Here is a 20590-nt window from a genome sequence, read left to right as displayed (position 1 = left end):
TCAGCTAAAAATCACCGCAAAAATAGCAGTAACTCAGCCATCATTTAATTGAAGCCCCTGATAACAGAGGCCTTTTGAGGGGGGAATCAGGAAGTCATATCGTCAAAGAACTTCTTGACGCCTTCAAAGAAGGACTGCTTTTTAGGCGACTGGTGACCGGCACCTTCTTTTTTGAAGGTGTCATCCAGCTCCCTGAGCAACTCTTTCTGGCGTTCCGTCAGTTTCACCGGAGTCTCAACCACAACCCGGCACATCAGGTCTCCGGCACTGCCGCCACGGACCGGGACAACACCCTTGCCACGCAGACGAAACAGTTTACCCGTCTGGGTTTCCGCTGGAATCTTCAGCTTCACCCGGCCTTCCAGGGTGGGGACTTCCAGTTCACCGCCCAGTGCTGCATCCACAAATGTGATGGGTACTTCACAGTAGAGGTGTTTGCCGTCACGTTGGAAGATAGGGTGATCAGCAACACTGACCTGAACGTAAAGGTCTCCGGCTGGCCCACCATTGACACCCGCTTCACCTTCACCGGCCAGACGAATACGGTCGCCGGTATCAACACCGGGAGGAATCTTGACGGAGAGGGTCTTGTATTCCTGAACGCGGCCTTCACCGTGGCAGACGTTACAGGGATCCTTGATCATTTTGCCCGTGCCGCGACAGTCAGGACAGGTTTGCTGTACAGAGAAAAAGCCCTGCTGCATACGCACCTGACCAATACCACCACAGGTTGTACAGCTGACCGGCTGAGTGCCTTTTTTTGCGCCGGAGCCATCACACCCGGTACAGCCGACCAGTGTTGGAATATTGATTTTCTTGGTGACGCCACGAACGGCCTCTTCAAGGCTGAGTTCCAGCTGATAGCGGAGATCGGCACCACGCTGGACGGAACTGCGGCTGCGACCACCGCCAGCACCGAAAATGTCACCAAAGACATCGCCAAAAATATCGCCGAAATTACCACCGGCAAAACCACCGGCACCGCCCATGCCGCCCATGTTCGGGTCGACACCTGCGTGGCCATACTGATCGTAGGCCGCTTTTTTCTGGCTGTCGGAAAGAATTTCAAAGGCTTCGTTGATTTCCTTGAAGTTCTCTTCCGCTGCTTTATCACCCGGGTTACGGTCGGGGTGATATTTCATGGCCATACGACGATAGGCCTTTTTTATGTCCTTGTCCGAAGCGCTCCTTTCTACACCCAGCACTTCGTAGTAGTCGCGTTTTGACATCAGAAAAACCCTGAGCTACCTGCATTCACCAGTCGAGCATGAAAACACAGAGCTAACTGGATTCATGGTCAAGTCTGACAAAGCCATTATTTTGATATATACGACAACGCGGGAATGAATCCCGCGTTGTGACCTTATCATCAGTCATTGATGATCGAGTTGGTCTTACTTCTTGTCATCCTTTACTTCTTCAAACTCAGCGTCAACGGCGTCGTCAGCGGCATCCGCCTTTTGCCCGGCACCGGCATCAGCCTGGGCTTCGCCCTGCTGCTGAGCTTCAGCATACATCTTCTGGGCCAGACCGGCAGAGGCTTCAGACAGTGCCTTGGTCTTGGCTTCGATCTCTTCCTTGTCGTCACCTTTGACCGCAGCTTCAACGTCTTCAATCGCCTTGGTGATGGCCGCCTTCTCTTCTTCAGTGGCCTTGTCACCGGCTTCTTCCAGCGTCTTGCGGGTAGCGTGAGCCAGGCTATCAGCCTGGTTACGGGAAGCCGCCAGCTCTTCGAACTTCTTGTCGTCTGCCGCGTTGGCTTCAGCATCCTTGACCATTTGATCGATCTCTTCGTCCGACAGACCGGAAGATGCCTTGATCACAATAGACTGTTCTTTGCCAGTTGCCTTGTCTTTTGCAGAAACATTCAGAATACCGTTGGCATCCAGGTCGAAGCTGACTTCGATCTGTGGCATGCCACGGGGTGCTGGCGGAATGTCTGCCAGGTCAAAACGGCCCAGGGACTTGTTATGAGTCGCCTGCTTGCGCTCACCCTGCAGTACGTGAATGGTGACTGCGCCCTGGTTGTCGTCGGCCGTAGAGAACACCTGGGACTTTTTGGTCGGGATGGTAGTGTTCTTTTCGATCAGCGGAGTCATTACGCCGCCCATGGTTTCGATACCCAGGGTCAGCGGAGTAACGTCCAGCAGCAGAACGTCTTTAACGTCACCGGCCAGAACCGCAGCCTGGATGGAAGCACCCATGGCCACCGCTTCGTCAGGGTTAACGTCCTTGCGAGGCTCTTTACCAAAGAATTCGGCCACTTTCTGCTGAACCAGTGGCATACGGGTCTGACCACCCACCAGGATAACTTCGTCGATGTCAGACAGATCCAGGTCAGAGTCCTTGACCGCGATGCGGCATGGCTCCAGAGAACGGGCAACCAGGTCTTCTACCAGGGATTCCAGCTTGGCACGGCTGACTTTAACGTTCAGGTGCTTGGGACCGGTGGCATCGGCAGTGATGTAAGGCAGGTTGACGTCTGTCTGCTGAGTAGAAGACAGTTCAATCTTGGCTTTCTCAGCGGCTTCTTTCAGACGCTGCATGGCCAGTGGGTCGCCTTTCAGGTCGATGCCCTGGTCTTTTTTGAATTCGTCGGCAAGGTATTCGATCAGGCGCAGGTCGAAGTCTTCACCACCCAGGAAGGTGTCACCGTTGGTGGCCAGTACTTCAAACTGGTGCTCGCCGTCTACGTCAGCGATCTCGATGATGGATACGTCGAAAGTACCGCCACCCAGGTCATAAACAGCGATGGTCTGGTCGCCTTTTTTCTTGTCCATGCCGTAAGCCAGCGCCGCAGCGGTTGGCTCGTTGATGATCCGCTTAACCTCCAGACCCGCGATACGGCCGGCGTCTTTGGTAGCCTGACGCTGGGAATCGTTGAAGTAGGCAGGAACTGTAATAACCGCTTCAGTCACTGGTTCGCCCAGATAGTCTTCAGCGGTTTTCTTCATCTTCTTCAGGATTTCGGCAGAAATCTGTGGTGGTGCTTTCTTGTCGCCCTTAACCTCAACCCATGCATCGCCGTTGTCCGCTTCGATGATTTTGTACGGCACCATCTTGATGTCTTTCTGAACAACGTCGTCTTTAAAGCGACGGCCGATCAGACGCTTGATGGCAAACAGGGTATTGTCAGGGTTGGTAACCGCCTGTCGCTTGGCTGGCTGGCCTACCAGAATCTCGCCGTCATCGGTGTAGGCGATGATGGAAGGCGTAGTCCGTGCGCCTTCGGCATTTTCGATGACTTTGGATTTATCGCCGTCCAGGATAGCCACACAGGAGTTGGTGGTACCCAGGTCAATACCAATAATCTTGCCTTTACTCATTTTGAGTCTCTCCATTGCCCATAATCAGGGCGGAAAACTTTGAAATCTTTGTTCGCTGCCCAATGGTTTCAACCGACGTTGAGTCTGGTGAAACAGCGTTTAGGTGGTGATTACCACGATCTTGGTTTGCTATATGGGAGCGGTCTTTCCTTTTTCAAGGGGCTCTTGCAAGATTCTCGATCAGCCTCCCGGAGCCCCTCTTTGGTTAAGCCGCTTTGGAAACCACCACCATGGCCGGGCGGATAACACGACCGTGCAATGTGTAGCCCTTTTGGAAGACATTCATCACGGTGTTGGGTTCCATATCCGGGTTGGGCACCATGGAGATAGCCTGATGGAAGTTCGGGTCGAACGGCTGGCCTTCAGGATTAACCTGCTCAACATTGAATTTTGCCAGGGCATCCAGCAGCTGTTTGAGGGTCAGGCGCATGCCTTCGAGCATGGTCTCGTGCTGACCTTCACCCTGTTCTGCGCTTTCAATGCCTTTTTCCAGGCTCTCGACCACAGGGATCAGTTCGTTAACGAACTTCTCCAGGGCAAATTTGTGCGCTTTTTCGACGTCCTGCTCTGCGCGGCGCTTGGTGTTCATGGCTTCGGCATGAGCGCGCAGAGCCTGGTCTTTAGCCTGGGCAAGCTGCTCTTCGAGTTCTTCAATGCGTTTGGCGCTATCGTCGTTGGCCTGCTCTTCGGCCTGATCTTCTGAATCAGCTGCTTCTTCCATAATCGGGTCAACAGCTGCTTCAGCGTCAGCAGAAATTTCAGTTTCGTTGGCTTCAGGTTGCTCAGCCTGATCTTCTGCTTTGGTGTTTTCTACAGTCATTCCAACGTTTCTCCGGATGTCAATCCAGCCTGAAATGCTGGCTGGAACGTGTCTTCGTGTTATGGGCCGTGGTGCTTCCGTAGGAGGCTGTCCGAGAATAGACTGCCCTACTGCGGTGGCAGCAAATTGGTCTAAAAATTCCGTTTTGTTCGGCAAATAGCCCCGCTATTCACCTCACAAAACGAAATTTTTATCCTCAATTTTCTGCCATCCTCGCTACGGGCGCTATTCTCGGACAGCCTCCTAGGGCCCCGGGGCAAAAGTAAATATTAAGTGATAGCCTAATATGGGGTTCATGGCAGCTTATTCAAGGGGAAATTTGCTTTACCAATTCGGGTTTTAAGTTTACTGTATAAATAAACAGTAACCCGATATGCGATTGGGATCGTGAGAGCTGCCATGCTGAACCAAATTTCCATCAGCAACTATGCCATCGTTGACCACCTTAACCTGGACATCAATCCCGGGATGACCGCCATCACCGGGGAAACCGGTGCCGGTAAATCCATTATGCTGGATGCCCTCGGGCTGGCCCTGGGAGGCCGGGCGGGCAGCGACTGTGTGCGTGATGGCGCTGATCGGGCCGATATCCGCGCCTGCTTTGACCTTCAGCGCATACCTGCCGCAAGAGAGTGGTTGCAGGAGCGAGATTATGACGGTGAGCATGCTGGCGGTTCTGAATCCCCGGCGAGCGAATGTATTCTGCGCCGGGTGGTTACCCGTGAAGGTCGCTCCCGGGGCTATATCAATGGCATCCCGGTCACACTTTCCGAGCTGAAGGGGCTGGGGGAGCTGTTAATCGATATTCACAGTCAGCATGCCCACCAATCATTGTTGAAAAAGAGCAATCATGCTGAGCTGCTGGATGAGTTTTCCGGCTCGCTGGCGCTGTCCCGGGAAGTAGCGGATATTGCCGCAGATTACCGCCAGACCTGTGCACAGTTGCATACTTTACTGTCCGATCAGCAGGACCGGGTAGAGCGGGTTCAGTTGCTGAGTTATCAGTTGCATGAGCTGGAGCAGTTAAACCTACAGCCCGGGGAGGTTGAGCAGTTGGAGCAGGAGCATCGCCAGCAGTCCCAGGCCGATGCAACCTTATCGGCCTGCCATCAGATCACCCGGGTTTGTACCAGTGACGATGGTGATAATTTGCTGCAGCAGCTCTCTTTCTGTCTGCACCGCCTCAGTGAACTGCAGGTTGAGCATGCGGCCATCAATAATTCTCTGGAGATGCTGTCATCCGCGCAGATTCAGGTGGAGGAAGCGGTTGGCGAGCTGAATCATTTTATTGATCACTTTGATGCCGATCCACAAAGGGCCCGGGAAATCGAAGACCGGCTCAGTGCTATTTTTGATCTGGCCCGCAAGCACCGTATCCAGCCGGAAGCGTTGCTGGAAAAACAACAACAGATCAGCGAAGAGCTGGAAAAAGTTCAGTGTCATGATGAACAGGTAGCCGACCTGGAATTGTCCCTGGAACAGCTGCAGAAAAAACACAATCAGTTAGCCGAAAAACTGTCTGCCAGACGCAGGGCCGCCGCACGAAAACTGGAAAAACAGGTGTCTGAGCGCATTGCCTTGCTGGGTATGCCCAAAGGTAAGTTCTGTGTTGAACTGGCAGATATTCCTGATCGCACGGTTGCCTCCCAGGGCTTTGAATCCATCGAGTTCCTGGTGACCACCAACCCGGGACAACCTCCGCGTCCCCTGGGCAAAGTGGCTTCCGGTGGAGAGCTTTCCCGTATCAGTCTGGCCATTCAGGTGATTATTGCGCAAACCGCATCAACGCCAACGCTGGTGTTTGATGAGGTAGATGTCGGTATTGGCGGCGGCACAGCAGAAATCGTGGGCAGCATGTTGAGAGAAGTGGGTAAAAAAGGGCAGGTGCTGTGTGTTACCCATCAGCCCCAGGTGGCATCCCAGGCCCATCAACATCTGCACGTTAGTAAGAAATTCAGTCGGAAAGCGTCCAGCACCCGTATTCTCGAGCTGGATGGTGAACATCGCGTACACGAAATTGCCCGAATGCTGGGGGGCGTTGAGCTGACAGCACCAACATTGAGTCATGCCCAGGAGATGCTGTTTCAGGCGCAGGTGCAAGCCGTGTAAATCCTTCCGGTAAAGTTGCTTTAAATGAATTAAAGCAACCTTACAGGTTTGGATGTACCAGAGTTAGTGGAAATTTTTACCTGGTTTGCTACTTTTTTTGTCAGCTTCATCATCTGATTCTGGTTCTGTCTCTGTCTCTGCATCAGCCTTAGCCTTTGCTTCGGTGTCGAGCTGAACCTTAATATCAATTTCAAAATCACCTTCAACCGGCTCAAGGGCTACGATTGGAAAGGTTGAATGTCTGAGTTTTTCATATTCGAACCACTCGCAGCAGTAACTATAAGTACCATCCTCCATCGGGTATTCATAGGTAACGCAAAGTACCGGGCCACCGGCTCTCAGGCGGACGAGTTGACCGATTTTTGCTCTTATTTCCATATCTTTGAATCCTTATGCAAGTTTGATAGTTTTTTTAATAGACATTGTTTAATCATATTAGTTCCATCGTTTGTTCTTGAATGAGTATTAGTGATAGTTTTTACCAGTATCGCCCTCTTCTGTTTCGGCTTCTGCTTCTGTATCTACTTCTGCTTCTGTATCTACTTCTGCTTCTGTATCTACTTCTGCTTCTATTTCCACTTCGGTACCGGGCTGACCCTTGATACTGGCTTCAAACTCACCTTCCACAGGTTCAAGGGCTACGATTGGAAAGGTGTAATCTCTCAGTGTGTCATCTTCAAACCACTGGCAGGTATAGCTATAAGATCCATCAGCCATAGGGTATTCGCACGTAACACAAAGTACGGGACCACCGGCTCGTAAGCGGACAAGTTGACCGATTTTGGCTCTTATTTCCATTTGTTTGATTCCTTTTGTTTGAAAGTCTTTTTATAGACATTTTTTTATTATGTTAGTTCCATCGTTTTGCACTTGACTGAGTTTTTGATTGGAGAGGAATGTTTAACCATTTGGTTTGGCCCAAACATCAAGAGATCGATTACGGAACGAATGTTGATTTATTCGTTCTGATCAATTTCACTAACCAATTGAAGAAAATAAAAAATAATGAATCCCCCTCGGCAGAAGCTGAGGGGGGCAAGTGATCTCACAGGTTAGAGGTTAACTCTTGTTTTTTCTTCTTGATTAAATGCTGCTTATTTTTTCTTCTTTGGACGTACATAGATCACCAGATTGTGATCGACAATTTCAAAGCCGTGTTTTTCAGCAATGGCGTACTGACGTTTCTCGATTTCTTCGTCAATAAACTCGATAACGTCTCCGCTCTCCATGCAAACCATATGGTCATGGTGCCCCCCGCGGGCGAGTTCAAACACGGAATGACCGCCATCAAAGTTATGGCGAACTACTAAGCCGGCACTCTCAAACTGGGTCAGTACCCGGTAGACAGTGGCCAGACCCACATCCTCTTCTGCTTCAAGCAGAGCCTTGTAGACATCTTCCGCCGACATATGCTTCTCTTCGGCACCTTCAAGGATCTGCAGAATCTTCACACGAGGCAGGGTGACTTTAAGTCCTGCTTTGCGTAACTCTTGATTTTCCAACACGTTTCCCTAACCCTTTGCAAGATAATCCTGCTATTATCACATTTCCGTGCAGCTTTTTCATTTTGCTCTGCGAGCAGGCTGCTAGTCATTTTTGAGCAAGATAGTGGAAGTCTGAAACCGATGCCAAAAACCACGATCGCCTTGGCCGCCGCACTTTTCTCAGCCACCCTTCTGACAGGGTGTGCCAGCTCCACGGACAGTGGTTCGAAGCTTATCAGTTTCCCCGGTGCCTATAAAATTGATATTCAGCAGGGAAATGTCATTACCCGGGAGATGGTTAACCAGCTCCGTCCGGGAATGACCCGTGCCCAGGTCCAATATGTCATGGGTACGCCATTGATCGAGGATACGTTTAACAGCAATCGCTGGGATTACATCTACAGCCTGCAGCCCGGTGGTAAGAGCCGGGAGCAGAAGACGGTTACGCTGTTTTTCGTAAACGATCAACTCCATTCCATTCAAGGTGACCTGGTACCCGGCAGCGATCAGCAGTAATCACTGCTGATACCACTCCTGAAGAACATCACCCTCAGTTATTACTGTACAGAATTCTTCTGTTTCGCCTGTTCTGCCCTGCGTTTGCGAACCTCTTTCGGGTCGGCAATCAAGGGGCGGTAAATCTCAACCCGTTCGCCTTCTTTTAGTGCCTGTTCTGCGGGCTTTAACACGGCCTTGCCAAAGATACCCAGTTTCGCCTCGGCCAGATTAATCTCCGGAAAGTAATCAACTATGCCCGATTCCCTGGCAGCTTCCAGTACTGTAGTTCCCTCTTTGACCTTCAGCGCGATAATCTTTTGCTCATGGGCTCTTGCATAGGCCACTTCTACGTGGATAGAGGGTTCATCCATTAACATCTTAGCCATAAATCTGTTTCGCTCTCTTGCCAAAGGCATCGACCATGGCATTCATCATGTGGCCAATCAGACCACCCAGCGTTGCCTGAGTCAGCTTATTGCTCATCTCAAACTCCAGCTCAAGGGAGACCTTGCAGCCATCCTCAGCCAGGGGCTGAAATGTCCAGATACCGGATAAGTGTTTAAATGGCCCTTCCAGCAGTTGCATCTCAATAGACCTCCCGGGAATCATTTGGTTCCTTGTGGAAAAACTATGATGTAATCCGGCCTTGCCAACTTCCAGGGTGGCTTCCAGCTGTTCGCCTTCCTGACGGTCAATACGGCCTCCGGCACACCCCGGCAGAAATTCTGCATACGACTCAATATCGCTGACCAGATCATACATCTGTTCAGCGGAATACATGACCAGTGCGGAACGGGAAATCCTTGGCATAGAAAGAGCCTTTCATAAAAAAAGGCCGGATAGAATAACCTATTCCGGCCCCCGGATTAATAGACAGTGTCAGGGTCTGTTTAGGTCTAGAGCAGCGCGGTAATCAACACTGTCAATACACACAGCGGCACGATCACACGAATCATGGCGCGCCACAGGTTGAATATTCCCACGCTCAGGCCCAGCTCATGCATCATGGTTGAACGCTTCATTATCCAGCCAGCGAAGATGGAGATCAGCAGGCCACCCACAGGCAGCAGGATATTACTGGTGAAATAATCCAGCAGGTCAAAGAAGTTCTTCCCGAACAGCGTGAAGGTCAGGTCACCACTCATGGAGAACACGGTACCCAGGCCAACAAACCAGATGGCAGCACATAGAATCACCGTGGCGACGGTACGGCTCAGTGGTGTGCGCTCGATCAGCCAGGCCAGTGCCGGTTCAACCAGGGAGATAGCAGAACTCAGCGCCGCAATACCCACCAGAACAAAGAACAGGAAGCCAAACAGTTCTCCCATCGGCATGTGCACAAAGGCGGCCGTCAGGGAAACAAACAGCAGGCCGGGGCCGGCAGAGGGCTCCAGACCATAGGCAAATACGATCGGGAAGACAATCAGACCTGAGATAATTGCCATCAGGGTATCCAGAGTGGCAACGTTAATGGCGGTTCTTGGAATGGAGTTGTTGGCAGGCATATAAGCGCCGTAAGCCATCAGGCAGCACATACCCAGGCTCAGGGTGAAGAACGCCTGACCCAATGCAGCAACAAACGCTTCACCGGTCACCTTGGAGAAATCCACGGAGAACATAAAGTCAAAGCCGCGCATAAACTGTCCGGTTTCCAGCATGCTGTAGCCCAGCATGATCAGCAGCAAGGCGAACAGGGCGGGCATCATCACCTGCAGACCTTTCTCAAGACCTTTGTGGATTCCTCTGGCGGTAATCACCAGGGTGATCACCATAAAGACGGTGTGCCAGAAGATCTGACGTGGTGCCGATGACACCAGCCCACCAAAAGCATCACCCACCTGATCGGTGTTCATGCCGCTGAAGGCCCCGGTCACAATATCCCAGGCATAAGAAAGGGACCAGCCAGCAATGACGCTGTAGAAAGAGAGAATCAGGAAGCCTGCCAGCATACCCATCCAGCCGATAATGCCCCACAGTTTGTTGGCCCCCAGATCACTGGTCAGCTTGCGAATGGCATTCAGGGGGCTCAGGCGGGTATGACGGCCAATGGCCGTTTCTGCCATCAATAGAGGTACACCCATAATGGCGATGCACAGCAGATAAAGCATAACGAAGGCACCACCGCCATATTGCCCGGCGATGTATGGAAATTTCCAGATATTACCCAGGCCGATGGCAGAGCCGGCGGCGGCCAACAGGAAGGTCCAGCGGTTAGCCCAGGTTTTTTTCGATGTCGTTGGATTTTGTCCAGACATGAGTTCCCCAATGAGTCGAATTATTTTGCTCAGAGGCTGTTTGAAAGGCAGGTAAGGTCAGACAACACAGAATAATTCTTATGGATAGCCCGCTTTGATACAGCTGAGACCATCTTTATCAATCAGGGCCGGTTGTCGAAAACCAGAACAGCAACGCTGCTTTTCAGACGGCTTCTTGCTTCTTGAACAATTGCCACGCGAGATTTTCACGGGAACAACACAATCCCGGCAAACCTCCAAACCGAACAACCAGCGATAAAGACTACCTCAGATGAAACAGCATGCTGATGGAAGAGCGGAGAAGATCACACAGGTTGGCCGTCATTGTACCGGTTAGGCACTACATCTCAACCGTTTTTGCCGTCTAAACGGTCAAAATAGAGTTTTTTGAATATGGTGGTTATTAAATGCAGAAATATTCACTATGCTAAACATTCATTGATCCGGTGCTATTGTAGAAATCAGTCCGGATCCCGCAGAATTAGTGACTTTACCTTAAGCTGCTCCTATAATCCGCGCCATGGCAAAAAGTTCAAAGAAAGGCAAACAGGGCGACTCATCCATCGTCGTCAACAAGAAAGCCCGTCACGATTTTCACATCGACGAGACTTTCGAAGCAGGCATTTCCCTCGCCGGTTGGGAAGTGAAAAGCCTCCGGCAGGGCAAAGTCCAGCTGGTGGACAGTTACGTCCTGCTCAAAGATGGCGAAGCCTGGTTGATTGGTGCCCAGATCACACCGCTGATCACCGCATCCACCCATGTTGTGGCGGATCCTCTGCGTGACCGTAAACTGCTGCTGCACCGCAGAGAACTGGCCAACCTGTTCTCGGTAACCCAGCAAAAAGGCCACGCCTGCATCGCCACCAAACTCTACTGGAAAGGACATCTGATCAAATGCCAGATTGCCCTTGCCCGGGGTAAGAAAGAGTTTGATAAGCGTGCAGCTACCAAAGAGCGTGAGTGGAATATTGAAAAGCAGCGGGTTATGCACCGCGGCTGATAACTCAGGCACACGGTTTCACTGTGTGCCGCTTACTCCCTTTCCTTAATGCAATTCACCTGGCTATTGGATTCGGGATTCGTTCTTGAGCGGTGCCTGTGCCTTTGCAGTGAATAAAAACAGCTGCTGATCGGTTCCCCGGCTCAGTAACTCATACAGAAGGCGCTTAAAGTCTTTCTCAGGAAAATTTAACGACAATGGTATTTTTTGCAGTGTAAAAATACTTATGTACTAAACGCAGTTGCATTTGCTATCCACTTTTGGCATAAATACGGCGAAGTTTTGTTACTGGGGGCGATCAGGATTCGACGACGGTTACGAAACCCAAGGTGCATGTCGAGGGCGTAGCGGCTCTCGTAAATCAAAACGCTACAAACGTGTAGTTGCTAACGATAATAGCTTCAACGGAGCAATGGCTGCCTAATAACAGCTTTCTCCCGATCACTCTGTCTTGTCTGTTGGGTGGAAATTGATCGTTACCGAAAATAGAATCGCCACATCGGTCTTCCTGGAGCCGGTGGGTTAAATCCACAGGATCGCGCAGTGTCACCCTGACCGTTGGGTCGTTCTGCGTTAACTTAATAACGGAAACTAAGCATGTAGAGCCGAAGGCGTAGAGCTGGCGGACGCGGGTTCAAGTCCCGCCGCCTCCACCACATACAAACCCTGTAGATCATTGATTTACAGGTTTTTTTTATATGCGCCGTGCACAAATTAGCAGGGTGTCGAAAAATGTCGAATGGCTATGGCAGCGCAAGAGGCAACAATGATTTCAGGGGGTACTGAAGCTACCTCCAGGACATCGACAGTTTCCGCTGATTGGCAGCACAATCTTTAAGGTAGAGATTAATCAGGCTCTGATAGGGTATCCCCATTTCGTCAGAGAGGGCTTTAAAATAATCAATCACATCCTCATCAATGCGAATGGTCATCTGCTTTTTCAGCTTCTTGGCGTAAGGGTTTTTTTCGCCCTGGCTAAAATCATACTCTTCTCTCATGGCTTCATTCTCGCTGTGTAGATGTCGGTTTCTTTTTTGGTTGCACTCCTCGCGGAAAAAATCCGGATCACCTCATCCGTTCGGTAACAGTGACAGGCAACTAAAATTTTCAGGCTTGCACTCATGCCAATAAGGATAAAACGGTCATCCATTTCCGAGTGATCCGGGTCGCCTATGAGCAAGCCATTCTCATCAAAAAAGACGCTTCTGGCTTCATCAAAGCTGATACCGTGCTTTCTGAGATTACTACGGGACTTATCATCATCCCATTCAAAGGTAAGGTGCTTCATTCAACAAAGTGTAACTACAATGTAGTTGTTTTCAAGTGGTCAATTCGGAATTTTCAGGTATTAGCAATAAGTTCCTGAAAGCTTATGGTCTGGGCTTGGAAGAAAGCAGGTAGATACCATGAACAAAAAGCCCACCCTCGGCGAAATCGCCCAAGCCGACCACGGCATTCTGATGAGCAAAGCCTACACCCATATGCTCATGGAGAACCCAGACAGCGTCCTCCAGCAGCGAGGCAGAGACATGCGGCTCTATGACGAGTTGCTACGGGATGACCAGGTGAAACCCTGCTTTCAGCAACGACGACTGGCAGTCACCCAGTCAGAGTGGGATGTTGCATATTCTGGCCCATCGTGAACACTGATTCTGGCCAACCGTGAACACTCATTCTGGCCGAGCGTGAACACCCATTCTGGTTTTACCGTGAACACTTTTTGGAATTTTCCAGAATCACTGTTCACACCCTCCAGAATCGGTGTTCACAGTGCCAGAATGAATTGTAAAACCAAACGAAAAACCTCTCTTAGGTATTGATTTTACTCACATTGTGCCGCTTGCACTAATCCATGAAAAAAAGGATTCAGCGGCATGAAAAAGAAAAAGGGGTTATCAATGCGTAAATTACGGGAAATCTTTCGACTCCGGTTTGAGTGCCAGCTCAGCACCCGGCAAATATCCAGAAGCACTCGCGTCAGTGTCGGGGCGGTTAACAAATACCTTAACCGGTTTGAGGCTGTCGGCTTGTCCTGGCCACTGCCTGAGAGCATGGACGACACGGCCCTGATCAACAAACTGGCTCCAGCACCGGTTACCTGCCCTGAGCAGAATATGGTCGACCCCGACTGGCAGGAGGTTCATAAGGAGCTGAAGTCTAAGGGGATGACCAAGCAGCTGGTGTGGGAGGAGTACTGTGAGGCCTACCACACAATGCCTACAGTTACTCTCAGTTCTGTCACCGTTACCGGCAGTGGAATAACAAACAAAAGCGTTCCATGCGCCAGCATCACCGGGCCGGTGAGAAGCTGTTTGTTGATTACGCTGGCCTGACCGTGCCTGTGGTGAACAAGACAACCGGAGAAACCGCGCCCGCACAAATCTTCGTTGCCGTCCTGGGTGCCTCCAATTACACCTTTGCCGAGGCTTCCTGGACCCAGGGCTCTGCCGACTTTATCAGCTCCCAGGTGCGTGCCTTCAAGTTCTTTGGCGGTGTCCCTGAAATGCTGGTGCCGGATAACCTGCGCAGCGCCGTGACCAAAGCCTGCCGATACGACCCGGACATCAACCGAAGCTACCTGCACATGGCTGAACACTTTGGTTGCTCGATTATGCCGGCAAGGCCTTATAAACCGAAGGATAAGGCCAAGGTAGAAGTCGGCGTCCAACTGGTGGAGCGCTGGATCCTGATGCGCCTGCGTCACCACAGGTTCTTCTCCCTGTCAGAGCTGAACTGGGAAATAGGACGCTTGCTGGAAGACCTGAATAACCGGCCATTCCGGCAGCAAAAAGGCTGTCGGCGCAGTCTGTTTGATGAGCTGGACAGACCGGCCCTGATGCCATTACCCAGACAGGCCTTTGAGCACCTGGAGTTCAAGGTGGCCAGGGTCAGCATTGATTACCATATCCGGTTCAGCGACCACTTCTACTCCGTACCACACCAGCTGGTAAAAGAAGAGGTGGAAATCAGGGCCAGTCACCGCACGGTCCAGATACTCTACAAAGGCAAACCGGTCACCAGCCACGTACGGCAGTATAACAGCGGAGGCTTTACCACCCGGCCTGAACACATGCCAACCCGGCACCAGAAACAGCAACAGTGGACATCCGGTCGGCTTAAGAACTGGGCACAGAAAATCGGGCCTGATGTGCTCGGATTTACCCAGCAACTGTTGGATAGCAAGCAACACCCGGAACAGGCTTACCGGGCCTGTCTCGGGCTTCTGAACATGGAGCGGGAATACGGTACCCAGCGTCTGAATGCTGCCTGCCATCGGGCCATTGCCTGTGGCGGACGACGGGTTGCCAATGTGCGTTCCATCCTGCAGTCCGGACTGGACAAGTTTCCGTTAACACCGGCGAAAGAACAGGAAACCCGTGTCACCGTCAGCCACGAGAACATTCGTGGTGCTGACTTCTTTCAATGAGGGTTAAGGGCATGATCAATCAAACCATGACCCGTTTACGTGCCCTCAGACTCAGCGGTATGGCCGATGCCCTGCAGCTTCAGCAGGAGCAGCCAGGCACCTATGAGGGGCTCAGCTTCGAAGAACGACTTGACCTGCTGGTTGACCAGGAAGATGCCGACCGCAACAACAAGCGGTTGGCAAGGTTGCTCAGGGCTGCACGCTTCAAGCTGGCGGCCACCCTGGAAGACATTGACTACGAGCAGCCACGGGGCATCAGCAAATCGAAAATAGCGACACTGGTCACCTGTGACTGGCTGCGCCGCAAGCAGAACCTGCTGCTGACCGGCCCCTGTGGTACGGGTAAAAGCTGGTTGAGCTGTGCCTTCGGGCACGGTGCCTGTCTGCGTGGTTACAGCGTTCGCTACTTCCGCACCTCCCGGTTGCTGGAAGCCATGACCATAGCACACGGCGATGGCAGTTATACGAAACAGCTCAGGCAACTGGCCAGGGTTGACCTGCTGATAGTTGATGACTGGGGCCTTGAGCCCCTGAGTCAGAGCCAGCGCAACGACCTGCTGGAAATCATGGATGATCGGCACAACCAGAGCTCAACCATCGTCACCAGCCAGCTGCCGGTGTCGAAATGGCACAGTAGCATAGGCGATGCCACCCTGGCCGATGCGATTCTGGATCGGTTGACCCACAACGCCCACCGGATAGAACTCAAGGGAGAATCCATGAGAAAAACGAAAGCAAAACTGGCGGACCGTGAACACTAAAGCTAGAAATTAAAGGAGACGATGCTTAAGGGAGTGAAGGTGTTCACGATACACCAGAATGAGCGTTCATGTTCGCCAGAATACGCACCATTGGCATCCACTAACATCTGGCAACAGTTTATTAAGGTGCTCATTTCTGAAAGGGGCGGGGTGTCGCCAACATCAAGGGAATAACGTTAATGGCAGCAGTCAGGCAGAGTTTTGGGATGACTAATCAATTACCGTGAAGGAAAATCCGTTAGTGTTGGGTAAAAAGTGGTTGTTCAAAATGAATAGATAAAACGAATCACACCTATTCTGACACAGTACAAGGTTGAAGTATAAAGGAAATCAAGGAATGGTTCAGAGTGTCAATGGTTCTACACCAATCCCATCAAACATTGAAAATAATAGACCTGCATCTGCACCAGTTTATGCTGAAAAAAAATTTGGCCGATTTAACGTATCAAGGAGCTCCATAAAACGCTGTTTCAGTGGAGTCAAAACATCTGGCAAAGCTCCCAAAAAGCCTATTAAAGATCGAAAAATTGCAGCACAAAACGTCATTGAAGCAAAAATAAGAGTTTCAAAAAATCAAAGTGCCGTTGTAAAAAAAAATGCTGAATAGTGAAAAGCCGGATGCTGGTAAGGGCGTCTTTGAAAAGAAGTTTGCAAATAATTTTATTAACAGTCTTCGTAAAAAAGGTTTAATAGGCGTAAAAGGGGCTGACGCTTTATCAAAAAAACAGTTTAACAAACAAGTTAAACAGGCAATAAAGCTTAATGCTTCACTGATAAAACAGCGTGGCCAGGCAGTTACAAACGGAGATAAATCCAAAGATATAAAGCAAGTTGAAAAAGCACCGCACACGAACATACAACAATCTGATGATTTCTCAAATATGGCTACTAACGAACAGAAAAACATCCAAAGCCATATTATGCTCGGAGCGGCAGCATATAAAGGGTTTCAGGAAGCTGATAAAATTCCTCCTGATTGCTCACTTTTGACTCGTGAGGAGTTACCCGTTGAATTGCAAATGCTTTACGATGATAAAACCGGACTGATTCATACAGCTGATAATGCAAAAGCATTGATCGTGCGCAAAGGAGACGAAATCGTGCTGTCATTTGCCGGGACCGAACCCGGCTCTCAACAAGTAACGGGCCGCAGCGGAACAGTAAAAACAGACCTTACTCAGTGGCTGGGCATGGAATCCCCCATGTACCAAAGTGCAGCAGCTATTTTCGATCTTCTTCTCTCACACGAACCTCTATCAGATGCAAAATTCTCGGTTGCCGGACATTCATTGGGGGGTGGCCTGGCACAATTTGCCTACACTGCTGTGCAGGGCAAGCATAACCCTGACCGTTTGGCAGGAGCGATTACGATTAATCCTGCCGGACTTTCACAGAGTACGTTAAACAAGTTAGGTGATGATCGTGTAAATATGGCAAAAGATAATATTCAGAATGTTCGAATCGAAGGTGATCCAGTTTCTCCCAGCGGAAATGGAAAAGCAGGTCTTATTTTAAAAGGTAATTTGATCGGCTCAATTATGACATTACCGGACCCTAAAGGCAGAGGTATGGGAGTTCACAGTAGTGACGTAGCTGTTGAAGTTGTAAATAATCTTATTTCCTAAAAAAGCTGAAGGTCTTTTTGATGACATTAAGGCCAAGAATGGCGGGTGTTCTCTCTGAATAATTGAAACCTATGTGCACCCCAATCACGACTATTATGGGAACCATCTTTCACAGTCTTAATCTGTCGCCATGCCTGCTTCTGTCGTTGCCCATAAACCAAAAACCATTGTGTTGCAAATTGAAGTACCCATTGAATCTGGCAACATGCTGGATCTTGAAGATGGGCTACAGCGAGCATTGAATGAAGCAGGGCAGCTCGGAACAAAAGAGTTGCTTGAACTGTTTGAACCACCCAACAAAGACCCCATTGTCGTAAACCAGCAGAAGTGGAGTTACAAGGGAAAGGTACTGAAGCGATATGAAACCATGTATGGATGTGTGCCTATGGAACGTTCTGTTTATCAGGGGGTCAGAGGTGGTGTTACGCTGGTGCCTCTTGATCTTCGCACTGGTATTGTCGGCTCAGCTACCCCCAAGTTTGCCAAAACACTCGCTTGGAAATACAGCCAGATGCCCGCTCCTGCTGTTAAAGAAGACTTTGCAACCAACCATCAAAGAACTCTGTCTAACTCGTATATCAAGCATTTATCCGACAAGGTAGGTGCATTAATTGAAGACCAGAAAGACATCGAATATGACTTGCCGCTCCTGCCAGAACCTGTCGAAACCATTGCCATAGGTCTGGATGGCACCTGCATGTTGCTCTGTGAACACGGCTGGAGAGAAGCGATGTGTGGAACCCTGAGTCTTTACTCGGCCAATGGTGATCGATTGCACACTATTTATACCGCCAGCTCACCTGAATATGGCAAGCAAAGCTTTATGGGCAAACTGGACGAGGAGATTGCAAAACTAAAACGCCTTTACCCACAAGCGACTTATGTGGGTGTCGCTGATGGGGCTAAAGAAAACTGGCGCTATCTGACGAAGCATACCTCTGCTCAGATACTCGATTTTTATCATGCCTCGGAATACTTGGCCGGGGCAGCAGAAGCATTATTTCCGGACAGTAAAACCAGGAGAAAGCTCTGGTTAGAAGATAGGCTCCATAACCTGAAACACACATTCGGTGCGGCCAGGAAAATACTGAAGGAAATTGAATCAGCAGAACTCCCAAAAAAGACGACAGCACTGATAGAAAAGCGTTACAAGGCAGTGACCTACTTTACCAACAATCATCACTTAATGAAGTATCAAGAGGCTCTGGAGCACAACTGGCCGATCGGTTCCGGAGTCACAGAAGCAGCATGCAAGACATTGGTCAAACAACGGCTATGCGGTTCAGGAATGAGGTGGAAATTAGCCGGGGCAGAAGTACTGCTGGAAACAAGGTCTCTTATCCATAGCAAGGGGCGCTGGGAACAACTGTGGTCTAACGTTATGTCAGGCAAAGTTCTACTTGATTGCTGAGTGAGCTATTAACCTGAGAGAGCACCCTCTGCACAACTCATTCTATCTTGGCTCATTTGAAGCCGTTTTGGGAGCGGGGCGGACCATTCCATTAGGTCTTTATTTTTGAACACATTCAAGATTCAAGACCTGACACCGGTTTTATGTAGATTCAAAGACACCGGTTTTTGACACCGGTTTTGGGAAACAACTGGCGACTGGCGGGCGTTGTGCTTAAGAGCAAAGATCAGCACAACAGCTGCTGGCGCGGTCCTCCAGTCCCTTGAATTGGAGAGGCATTTTTAACGTTAACGGTCGCCCAGCATAACCTGAACTTTTGGGCGCAGTGGTCTATAATCAGACCATTAATAGACCGACAAAAGAGAGAATCCATGGAAACACAAACATTAAGCTACCTGAAACAGAATGCGGCCAAACTGGATGTAGAGGACGGGCCATTACGCATTACCCAGCATGGTTTACCGGTATATCGAATATATTCCGAAAAGGAAGCCTCAATGCGGGATGAGGCAATTGCCCTGCTCAAACTTGCCAATCGTGCTGAGAGAGATATTCGAAACGGGAACACCATGTCACCGGAAGAGGCTCTCCAGAGGTTGCGGAATGAGTAAGCCTGTCACCGTCGAAATCACTGAAACCGGCTTTCTGACCCTGAGCTTGCTTAAAGGGTATATGAGCGCATTTTATAGTGGGGATGACTTGAACCAGTTGTTGACTGAGCTGATTGAGACATCGACAGCGCTGATTCAGGATGTTGCCATAAGACCTGTTTGCCCGGAGCTGGCTCTGGTTGGAATTCACGACTACCGTCAGTTAAATCTAATGAAACACTATAAAGTGTTATACCGATTCGATGATCAATCCGGTAAGGGTTACGTCATTGCTTTTATGAAACAAAAACAGAGTGCAGAAAAGTTGCTGGTTGACCTGGCTTTGATGTAATGCCCGCCATTGCTTTTTATAGCAAGTATTAGCAGCCGAATTACGAGGATAAAGAGCCATGGCTACCACCAATATCTGGCAGCAGTTTAAATCACTCATTCCCGAAGGGGGGCGAACCATCGTTACAATTACCCTCAATAGCGGTGACGGAACCAGCACTGCTACATTTCGAGATGGTACAGTTATCAGAGTTCAGGGAGAGAGTGTACCAGCAGGGAACAATGCACTGATACAAGACCGGGTAGTTAAGGCAGAACTACCAGCGTTAGCGACTTATGAAGCCGAAGTTTGAGTTGGTATAGATATTCATATATGCCCAGACATCAACCCGGATCACTTGAGAATTTTTGTTTCTGATGAAGAACTCGCATTACACGAATATCTTTACCATCCACCCAGGATGAAACAATCATGGATACTTCCGGAATGATCAGCAACCTGCCACGGATGCCTTCACGCTGAACCCCCATAAGCGGTTGTTCTAATAAGTTTTCAACTTTCGTTTCAATGATCAGATCAGTCTTTTCTGCGGCTTCAGGATTAAAATCATAAAGAAACTCAAAGATCTTTTCCCGATCATTCAGAGACTCTTCTTCCCATAAAATCATTAATGGCTGCCTCTGTTGCGAATTTTTGCTTTGCGCTTAGCCATCTCGTCTTTGGCTTTATCGTGTTCAACAAAATCCGCTGCTCCAGAGTCCAGTTTCTCAAATGCCTGGTTGACTTGTTGGGTTAGCCATTGATCGTGGGAGGATAACTTGCGCTGTTGTTCCGCCAGTTGCTCAGTAAACTCCCGGCATGCATCACTGATAGTGCGACCCTGACTTTCAGCCATTTTTTGAGCCAGGCGTTTTGTTTCTTCATCGACTCGAAATTGTATTCTTGTTTCCATCATGGCCCCCTTATTACTGTGAGTACAAATGTTAGCGCGA

General features: G+C 49.9%; 23 protein-coding genes, 1 other RNA gene and 2 pseudogenes. 13 read left to right on the top strand and 13 right to left on the bottom strand.

Annotated elements, in window-relative coordinates; genetic code table 11:
- Positions 1 to 86 precede the first annotated feature (86 nt).
- The 3 genes from dnaJ to grpE form a co-directional block, all read right to left on the bottom strand.
- A complete protein-coding gene (gene dnaJ / locus J7439_RS09545) occupies positions 87 to 1229 on the bottom strand; it encodes a molecular chaperone DnaJ (RefSeq protein ID WP_209201593.1) in 1143 nt (380 codons plus the stop codon).
- Positions 1230 to 1394: 165 nt separating this feature from the next.
- Positions 1395 to 3326, bottom strand: a complete 1932-nt coding sequence (dnaK, locus tag J7439_RS09540) for a molecular chaperone DnaK (RefSeq protein ID WP_209201618.1) — start codon at positions 3324 to 3326, stop codon at positions 1395 to 1397.
- 205 nt (positions 3327 to 3531) lie between these two features.
- Positions 3532 to 4146, bottom strand: a complete 615-nt coding sequence (gene grpE, locus J7439_RS09535; RefSeq protein WP_209201592.1) for a nucleotide exchange factor GrpE — start codon at positions 4144 to 4146, stop codon at positions 3532 to 3534.
- Positions 4147 to 4545: 399 nt separating this feature from the next.
- Between grpE and recN the strand changes: the two genes are divergently transcribed.
- A complete protein-coding gene (gene recN / locus J7439_RS09530; RefSeq protein ID WP_209201591.1) occupies positions 4546 to 6255 on the top strand; it encodes a DNA repair protein RecN in 1710 nt (569 codons plus the stop codon).
- Positions 6256 to 6318: 63 nt separating this feature from the next.
- Here the strand turns inward: recN and J7439_RS09525 are convergent, their stop codons facing one another.
- From J7439_RS09525 to fur, 3 genes are all read right to left on the bottom strand, one after another.
- Positions 6319 to 6633, bottom strand: coding sequence for a DUF2158 domain-containing protein (locus J7439_RS09525; protein WP_209201590.1), 315 nt, complete (start codon positions 6631 to 6633; stop codon positions 6319 to 6321).
- 87 nt (positions 6634 to 6720) lie between these two features.
- Complete coding sequence (locus tag J7439_RS09520; RefSeq protein ID WP_209201589.1) at positions 6721 to 7053, bottom strand: DUF2158 domain-containing protein; 333 nt, start codon at positions 7051 to 7053, stop codon at positions 6721 to 6723.
- Positions 7054 to 7349: 296 nt separating this feature from the next.
- The gene (gene fur / locus J7439_RS09515; protein ID WP_101745083.1) at positions 7350 to 7760 is read right to left on the bottom strand and encodes a ferric iron uptake transcriptional regulator; all 411 of its coding nucleotides are present in this window, start codon (positions 7758 to 7760) and stop codon (positions 7350 to 7352) included.
- 120 nt (positions 7761 to 7880) lie between these two features.
- Here fur and J7439_RS09510 point away from each other — a divergent pair.
- Positions 7881 to 8240: pseudogene (locus tag J7439_RS09510) on the top strand (outer membrane protein assembly factor BamE); the annotation flags it as partial.
- A 56-nt stretch (positions 8241 to 8296) separates the two neighbouring features.
- Here the strand turns inward: J7439_RS09510 and J7439_RS09505 are convergent.
- From J7439_RS09505 to J7439_RS09495, 3 genes are all read right to left on the bottom strand, one after another.
- Positions 8297 to 8608 carry an RnfH family protein gene (locus J7439_RS09505; RefSeq protein WP_353623032.1) on the bottom strand — a complete coding sequence of 104 codons (312 nt, stop codon included), beginning with the start codon at positions 8606 to 8608 and terminating at the stop codon, positions 8297 to 8299.
- A gap of 7 nt (positions 8609 to 8615) precedes the next feature.
- Complete coding sequence (locus J7439_RS09500; protein WP_209201586.1) at positions 8616 to 9047, bottom strand: type II toxin-antitoxin system RatA family toxin; 432 nt, start codon at positions 9045 to 9047, stop codon at positions 8616 to 8618.
- Positions 9048 to 9133: 86 nt separating this feature from the next.
- Positions 9134 to 10492 (bottom strand): sodium-dependent transporter, encoded by a 1359-nt coding sequence (locus tag J7439_RS09495; RefSeq protein WP_209201585.1) that lies wholly within the window; start codon positions 10490 to 10492, stop codon positions 9134 to 9136.
- Between the two features lie 520 nt (positions 10493 to 11012).
- Between J7439_RS09495 and smpB the strand changes: the two genes are divergently transcribed.
- Both smpB and ssrA read left to right on the top strand, forming a co-directional pair.
- On the top strand, positions 11013 to 11492 hold the full coding sequence (gene smpB / locus J7439_RS09490) for an SsrA-binding protein SmpB (protein ID WP_101745079.1): 480 nt from the start codon (positions 11013 to 11015) through the stop codon (positions 11490 to 11492).
- A gap of 290 nt (positions 11493 to 11782) precedes the next feature.
- Positions 11783 to 12148: a transfer-messenger RNA gene (ssrA, locus tag J7439_RS09485) on the top strand.
- 132 nt (positions 12149 to 12280) lie between these two features.
- Here the strand turns inward: ssrA and J7439_RS09480 are convergent.
- Positions 12281 to 12490: a BrnA antitoxin family protein gene (locus J7439_RS09480; RefSeq protein ID WP_209201584.1), complete on the bottom strand. Its 210-nt coding sequence runs from the start codon at positions 12488 to 12490 to the stop codon at positions 12281 to 12283.
- Positions 12487 to 12780, bottom strand: a complete 294-nt coding sequence (locus J7439_RS09475; RefSeq protein ID WP_209201583.1) for a BrnT family toxin — start codon at positions 12778 to 12780, stop codon at positions 12487 to 12489. Before J7439_RS09475 ends, J7439_RS09480 begins: the two co-directional genes overlap by 4 nt.
- 118 nt (positions 12781 to 12898) lie before the next feature.
- Between J7439_RS09475 and J7439_RS09470 the strand changes: the two genes are divergently transcribed.
- From J7439_RS09470 to J7439_RS09430, 9 genes and pseudogenes are all read left to right on the top strand, one after another.
- On the top strand, positions 12899 to 13135 hold the full coding sequence (locus J7439_RS09470; protein WP_209201582.1) for a phage portal protein family protein: 237 nt from the start codon (positions 12899 to 12901) through the stop codon (positions 13133 to 13135).
- A 255-nt stretch (positions 13136 to 13390) separates the two neighbouring features.
- A pseudogene (gene istA / locus J7439_RS09465) lies at positions 13391 to 14919 on the top strand (IS21 family transposase).
- An 11-nt stretch (positions 14920 to 14930) separates the two neighbouring features.
- Complete coding sequence (gene istB, locus J7439_RS09460) at positions 14931 to 15680, top strand: IS21-like element helper ATPase IstB (protein ID WP_209201581.1); 750 nt, start codon at positions 14931 to 14933, stop codon at positions 15678 to 15680.
- Positions 15681 to 16017: 337 nt separating this feature from the next.
- On the top strand, positions 16018 to 16287 hold the full coding sequence (locus J7439_RS09455) for a hypothetical protein (protein WP_209201580.1): 270 nt from the start codon (positions 16018 to 16020) through the stop codon (positions 16285 to 16287).
- Entirely contained in the window at positions 16277 to 17305 is a 1029-nt protein-coding gene (locus J7439_RS09450; RefSeq protein WP_209201579.1) for a Tle-like phospholipase domain-containing protein, read from the top strand. Before J7439_RS09455 ends, J7439_RS09450 begins: the two co-directional genes overlap by 11 nt.
- A gap of 130 nt (positions 17306 to 17435) precedes the next feature.
- Complete coding sequence (locus J7439_RS09445) at positions 17436 to 18716, top strand: ISKra4 family transposase (protein ID WP_209201578.1); 1281 nt, start codon at positions 17436 to 17438, stop codon at positions 18714 to 18716.
- Between the two features lie 371 nt (positions 18717 to 19087).
- Positions 19088 to 19327: a type II toxin-antitoxin system Phd/YefM family antitoxin gene (locus J7439_RS09440; protein ID WP_209201577.1), complete on the top strand. Its 240-nt coding sequence runs from the start codon at positions 19088 to 19090 to the stop codon at positions 19325 to 19327.
- Positions 19320 to 19658 carry a hypothetical protein gene (locus J7439_RS09435; RefSeq protein ID WP_209201576.1) on the top strand — a complete coding sequence of 113 codons (339 nt, stop codon included), beginning with the start codon at positions 19320 to 19322 and terminating at the stop codon, positions 19656 to 19658. Before J7439_RS09440 ends, J7439_RS09435 begins: the two co-directional genes overlap by 8 nt.
- Positions 19659 to 19716: 58 nt before the next feature.
- The gene (locus tag J7439_RS09430) at positions 19717 to 19950 is read left to right on the top strand and encodes a hypothetical protein (RefSeq protein ID WP_209201575.1); all 234 of its coding nucleotides are present in this window, start codon (positions 19717 to 19719) and stop codon (positions 19948 to 19950) included.
- Positions 19951 to 19981: 31 nt separating this feature from the next.
- On the opposite strand, the gene J7439_RS09425 is transcribed toward J7439_RS09430, so the two are convergent.
- Together J7439_RS09425 and J7439_RS09420 are read right to left on the bottom strand one after the other, a co-directional pair.
- Complete coding sequence (locus J7439_RS09425; RefSeq protein WP_209201574.1) at positions 19982 to 20266, bottom strand: type II toxin-antitoxin system RelE/ParE family toxin; 285 nt, start codon at positions 20264 to 20266, stop codon at positions 19982 to 19984.
- Positions 20266 to 20550 carry a type II toxin-antitoxin system RelB/DinJ family antitoxin gene (locus J7439_RS09420; RefSeq protein WP_209201617.1) on the bottom strand — a complete coding sequence of 95 codons (285 nt, stop codon included), beginning with the start codon at positions 20548 to 20550 and terminating at the stop codon, positions 20266 to 20268. The genes J7439_RS09425 and J7439_RS09420 overlap by 1 nt, the downstream gene beginning before the upstream one ends.
- Positions 20551 to 20590: the final 40 nt, after the last annotated feature.

Source organism: Salinisphaera sp. G21_0 (genome assembly GCF_017744115.1).
Classification (GTDB): domain Bacteria; phylum Pseudomonadota; class Gammaproteobacteria; order Pseudomonadales; family Endozoicomonadaceae; genus Endozoicomonas.
This window is presented reverse-complemented; position numbering and strand designations above follow the sequence as displayed.

What these genes read in the sequence shown, in the direction of transcription:
- J7439_RS09430 (WP_209201575.1), top strand. Translation starts at nt 19,717, where the DNA reads ATGGCTACCACCAATATCTGGCAGCAGTTTAAATCACTCATTCCCGAA.
- recN (WP_209201591.1), top strand. Translation starts at nt 4,546, where the DNA reads ATGCTGAACCAAATTTCCATCAGCAACTATGCCATCGTTGACCACCTT.
- J7439_RS09420 (WP_209201617.1), bottom strand. Translation starts at nt 20,550, where the DNA reads ATGGAAACAAGAATACAATTTCGAGTCGATGAAGAAACAAAACGCCTG.
- J7439_RS09500 (WP_209201586.1), bottom strand. Translation starts at nt 9,047, where the DNA reads ATGCCAAGGATTTCCCGTTCCGCACTGGTCATGTATTCCGCTGAACAG.
- J7439_RS09520 (WP_209201589.1), bottom strand. Translation starts at nt 7,053, where the DNA reads ATGGAAATAAGAGCCAAAATCGGTCAACTTGTCCGCTTACGAGCCGGT.
- J7439_RS09435 (WP_209201576.1), top strand. Translation starts at nt 19,320, where the DNA reads ATGAGTAAGCCTGTCACCGTCGAAATCACTGAAACCGGCTTTCTGACC.
- J7439_RS09525 (WP_209201590.1), bottom strand. Translation starts at nt 6,633, where the DNA reads ATGGAAATAAGAGCAAAAATCGGTCAACTCGTCCGCCTGAGAGCCGGT.
- J7439_RS09440 (WP_209201577.1), top strand. Translation starts at nt 19,088, where the DNA reads ATGGAAACACAAACATTAAGCTACCTGAAACAGAATGCGGCCAAACTG.
- smpB (WP_101745079.1), top strand. Translation starts at nt 11,013, where the DNA reads ATGGCAAAAAGTTCAAAGAAAGGCAAACAGGGCGACTCATCCATCGTC.
- J7439_RS09495 (WP_209201585.1), bottom strand. Translation starts at nt 10,492, where the DNA reads ATGTCTGGACAAAATCCAACGACATCGAAAAAAACCTGGGCTAACCGC.
- J7439_RS09445 (WP_209201578.1), top strand. Translation starts at nt 17,436, where the DNA reads ATGCCTGCTTCTGTCGTTGCCCATAAACCAAAAACCATTGTGTTGCAA.
- istB (WP_209201581.1), top strand. Translation starts at nt 14,931, where the DNA reads ATGATCAATCAAACCATGACCCGTTTACGTGCCCTCAGACTCAGCGGT.
- grpE (WP_209201592.1), bottom strand. Translation starts at nt 4,146, where the DNA reads ATGACTGTAGAAAACACCAAAGCAGAAGATCAGGCTGAGCAACCTGAA.
- J7439_RS09475 (WP_209201583.1), bottom strand. Translation starts at nt 12,780, where the DNA reads ATGAAGCACCTTACCTTTGAATGGGATGATGATAAGTCCCGTAGTAAT.
- J7439_RS09425 (WP_209201574.1), bottom strand. Translation starts at nt 20,266, where the DNA reads ATGATTTTATGGGAAGAAGAGTCTCTGAATGATCGGGAAAAGATCTTT.
- J7439_RS09505 (WP_353623032.1), bottom strand. Translation starts at nt 8,608, where the DNA reads ATGGATGAACCCTCTATCCACGTAGAAGTGGCCTATGCAAGAGCCCAT.
- J7439_RS09470 (WP_209201582.1), top strand. Translation starts at nt 12,899, where the DNA reads ATGAACAAAAAGCCCACCCTCGGCGAAATCGCCCAAGCCGACCACGGC.
- J7439_RS09480 (WP_209201584.1), bottom strand. Translation starts at nt 12,490, where the DNA reads ATGAGAGAAGAGTATGATTTTAGCCAGGGCGAAAAAAACCCTTACGCC.
- dnaJ (WP_209201593.1), bottom strand. Translation starts at nt 1,229, where the DNA reads ATGTCAAAACGCGACTACTACGAAGTGCTGGGTGTAGAAAGGAGCGCT.
- dnaK (WP_209201618.1), bottom strand. Translation starts at nt 3,326, where the DNA reads ATGAGTAAAGGCAAGATTATTGGTATTGACCTGGGTACCACCAACTCC.
- J7439_RS09455 (WP_209201580.1), top strand. Translation starts at nt 16,018, where the DNA reads ATGGTTCAGAGTGTCAATGGTTCTACACCAATCCCATCAAACATTGAA.
- J7439_RS09450 (WP_209201579.1), top strand. Translation starts at nt 16,277, where the DNA reads ATGCTGAATAGTGAAAAGCCGGATGCTGGTAAGGGCGTCTTTGAAAAG.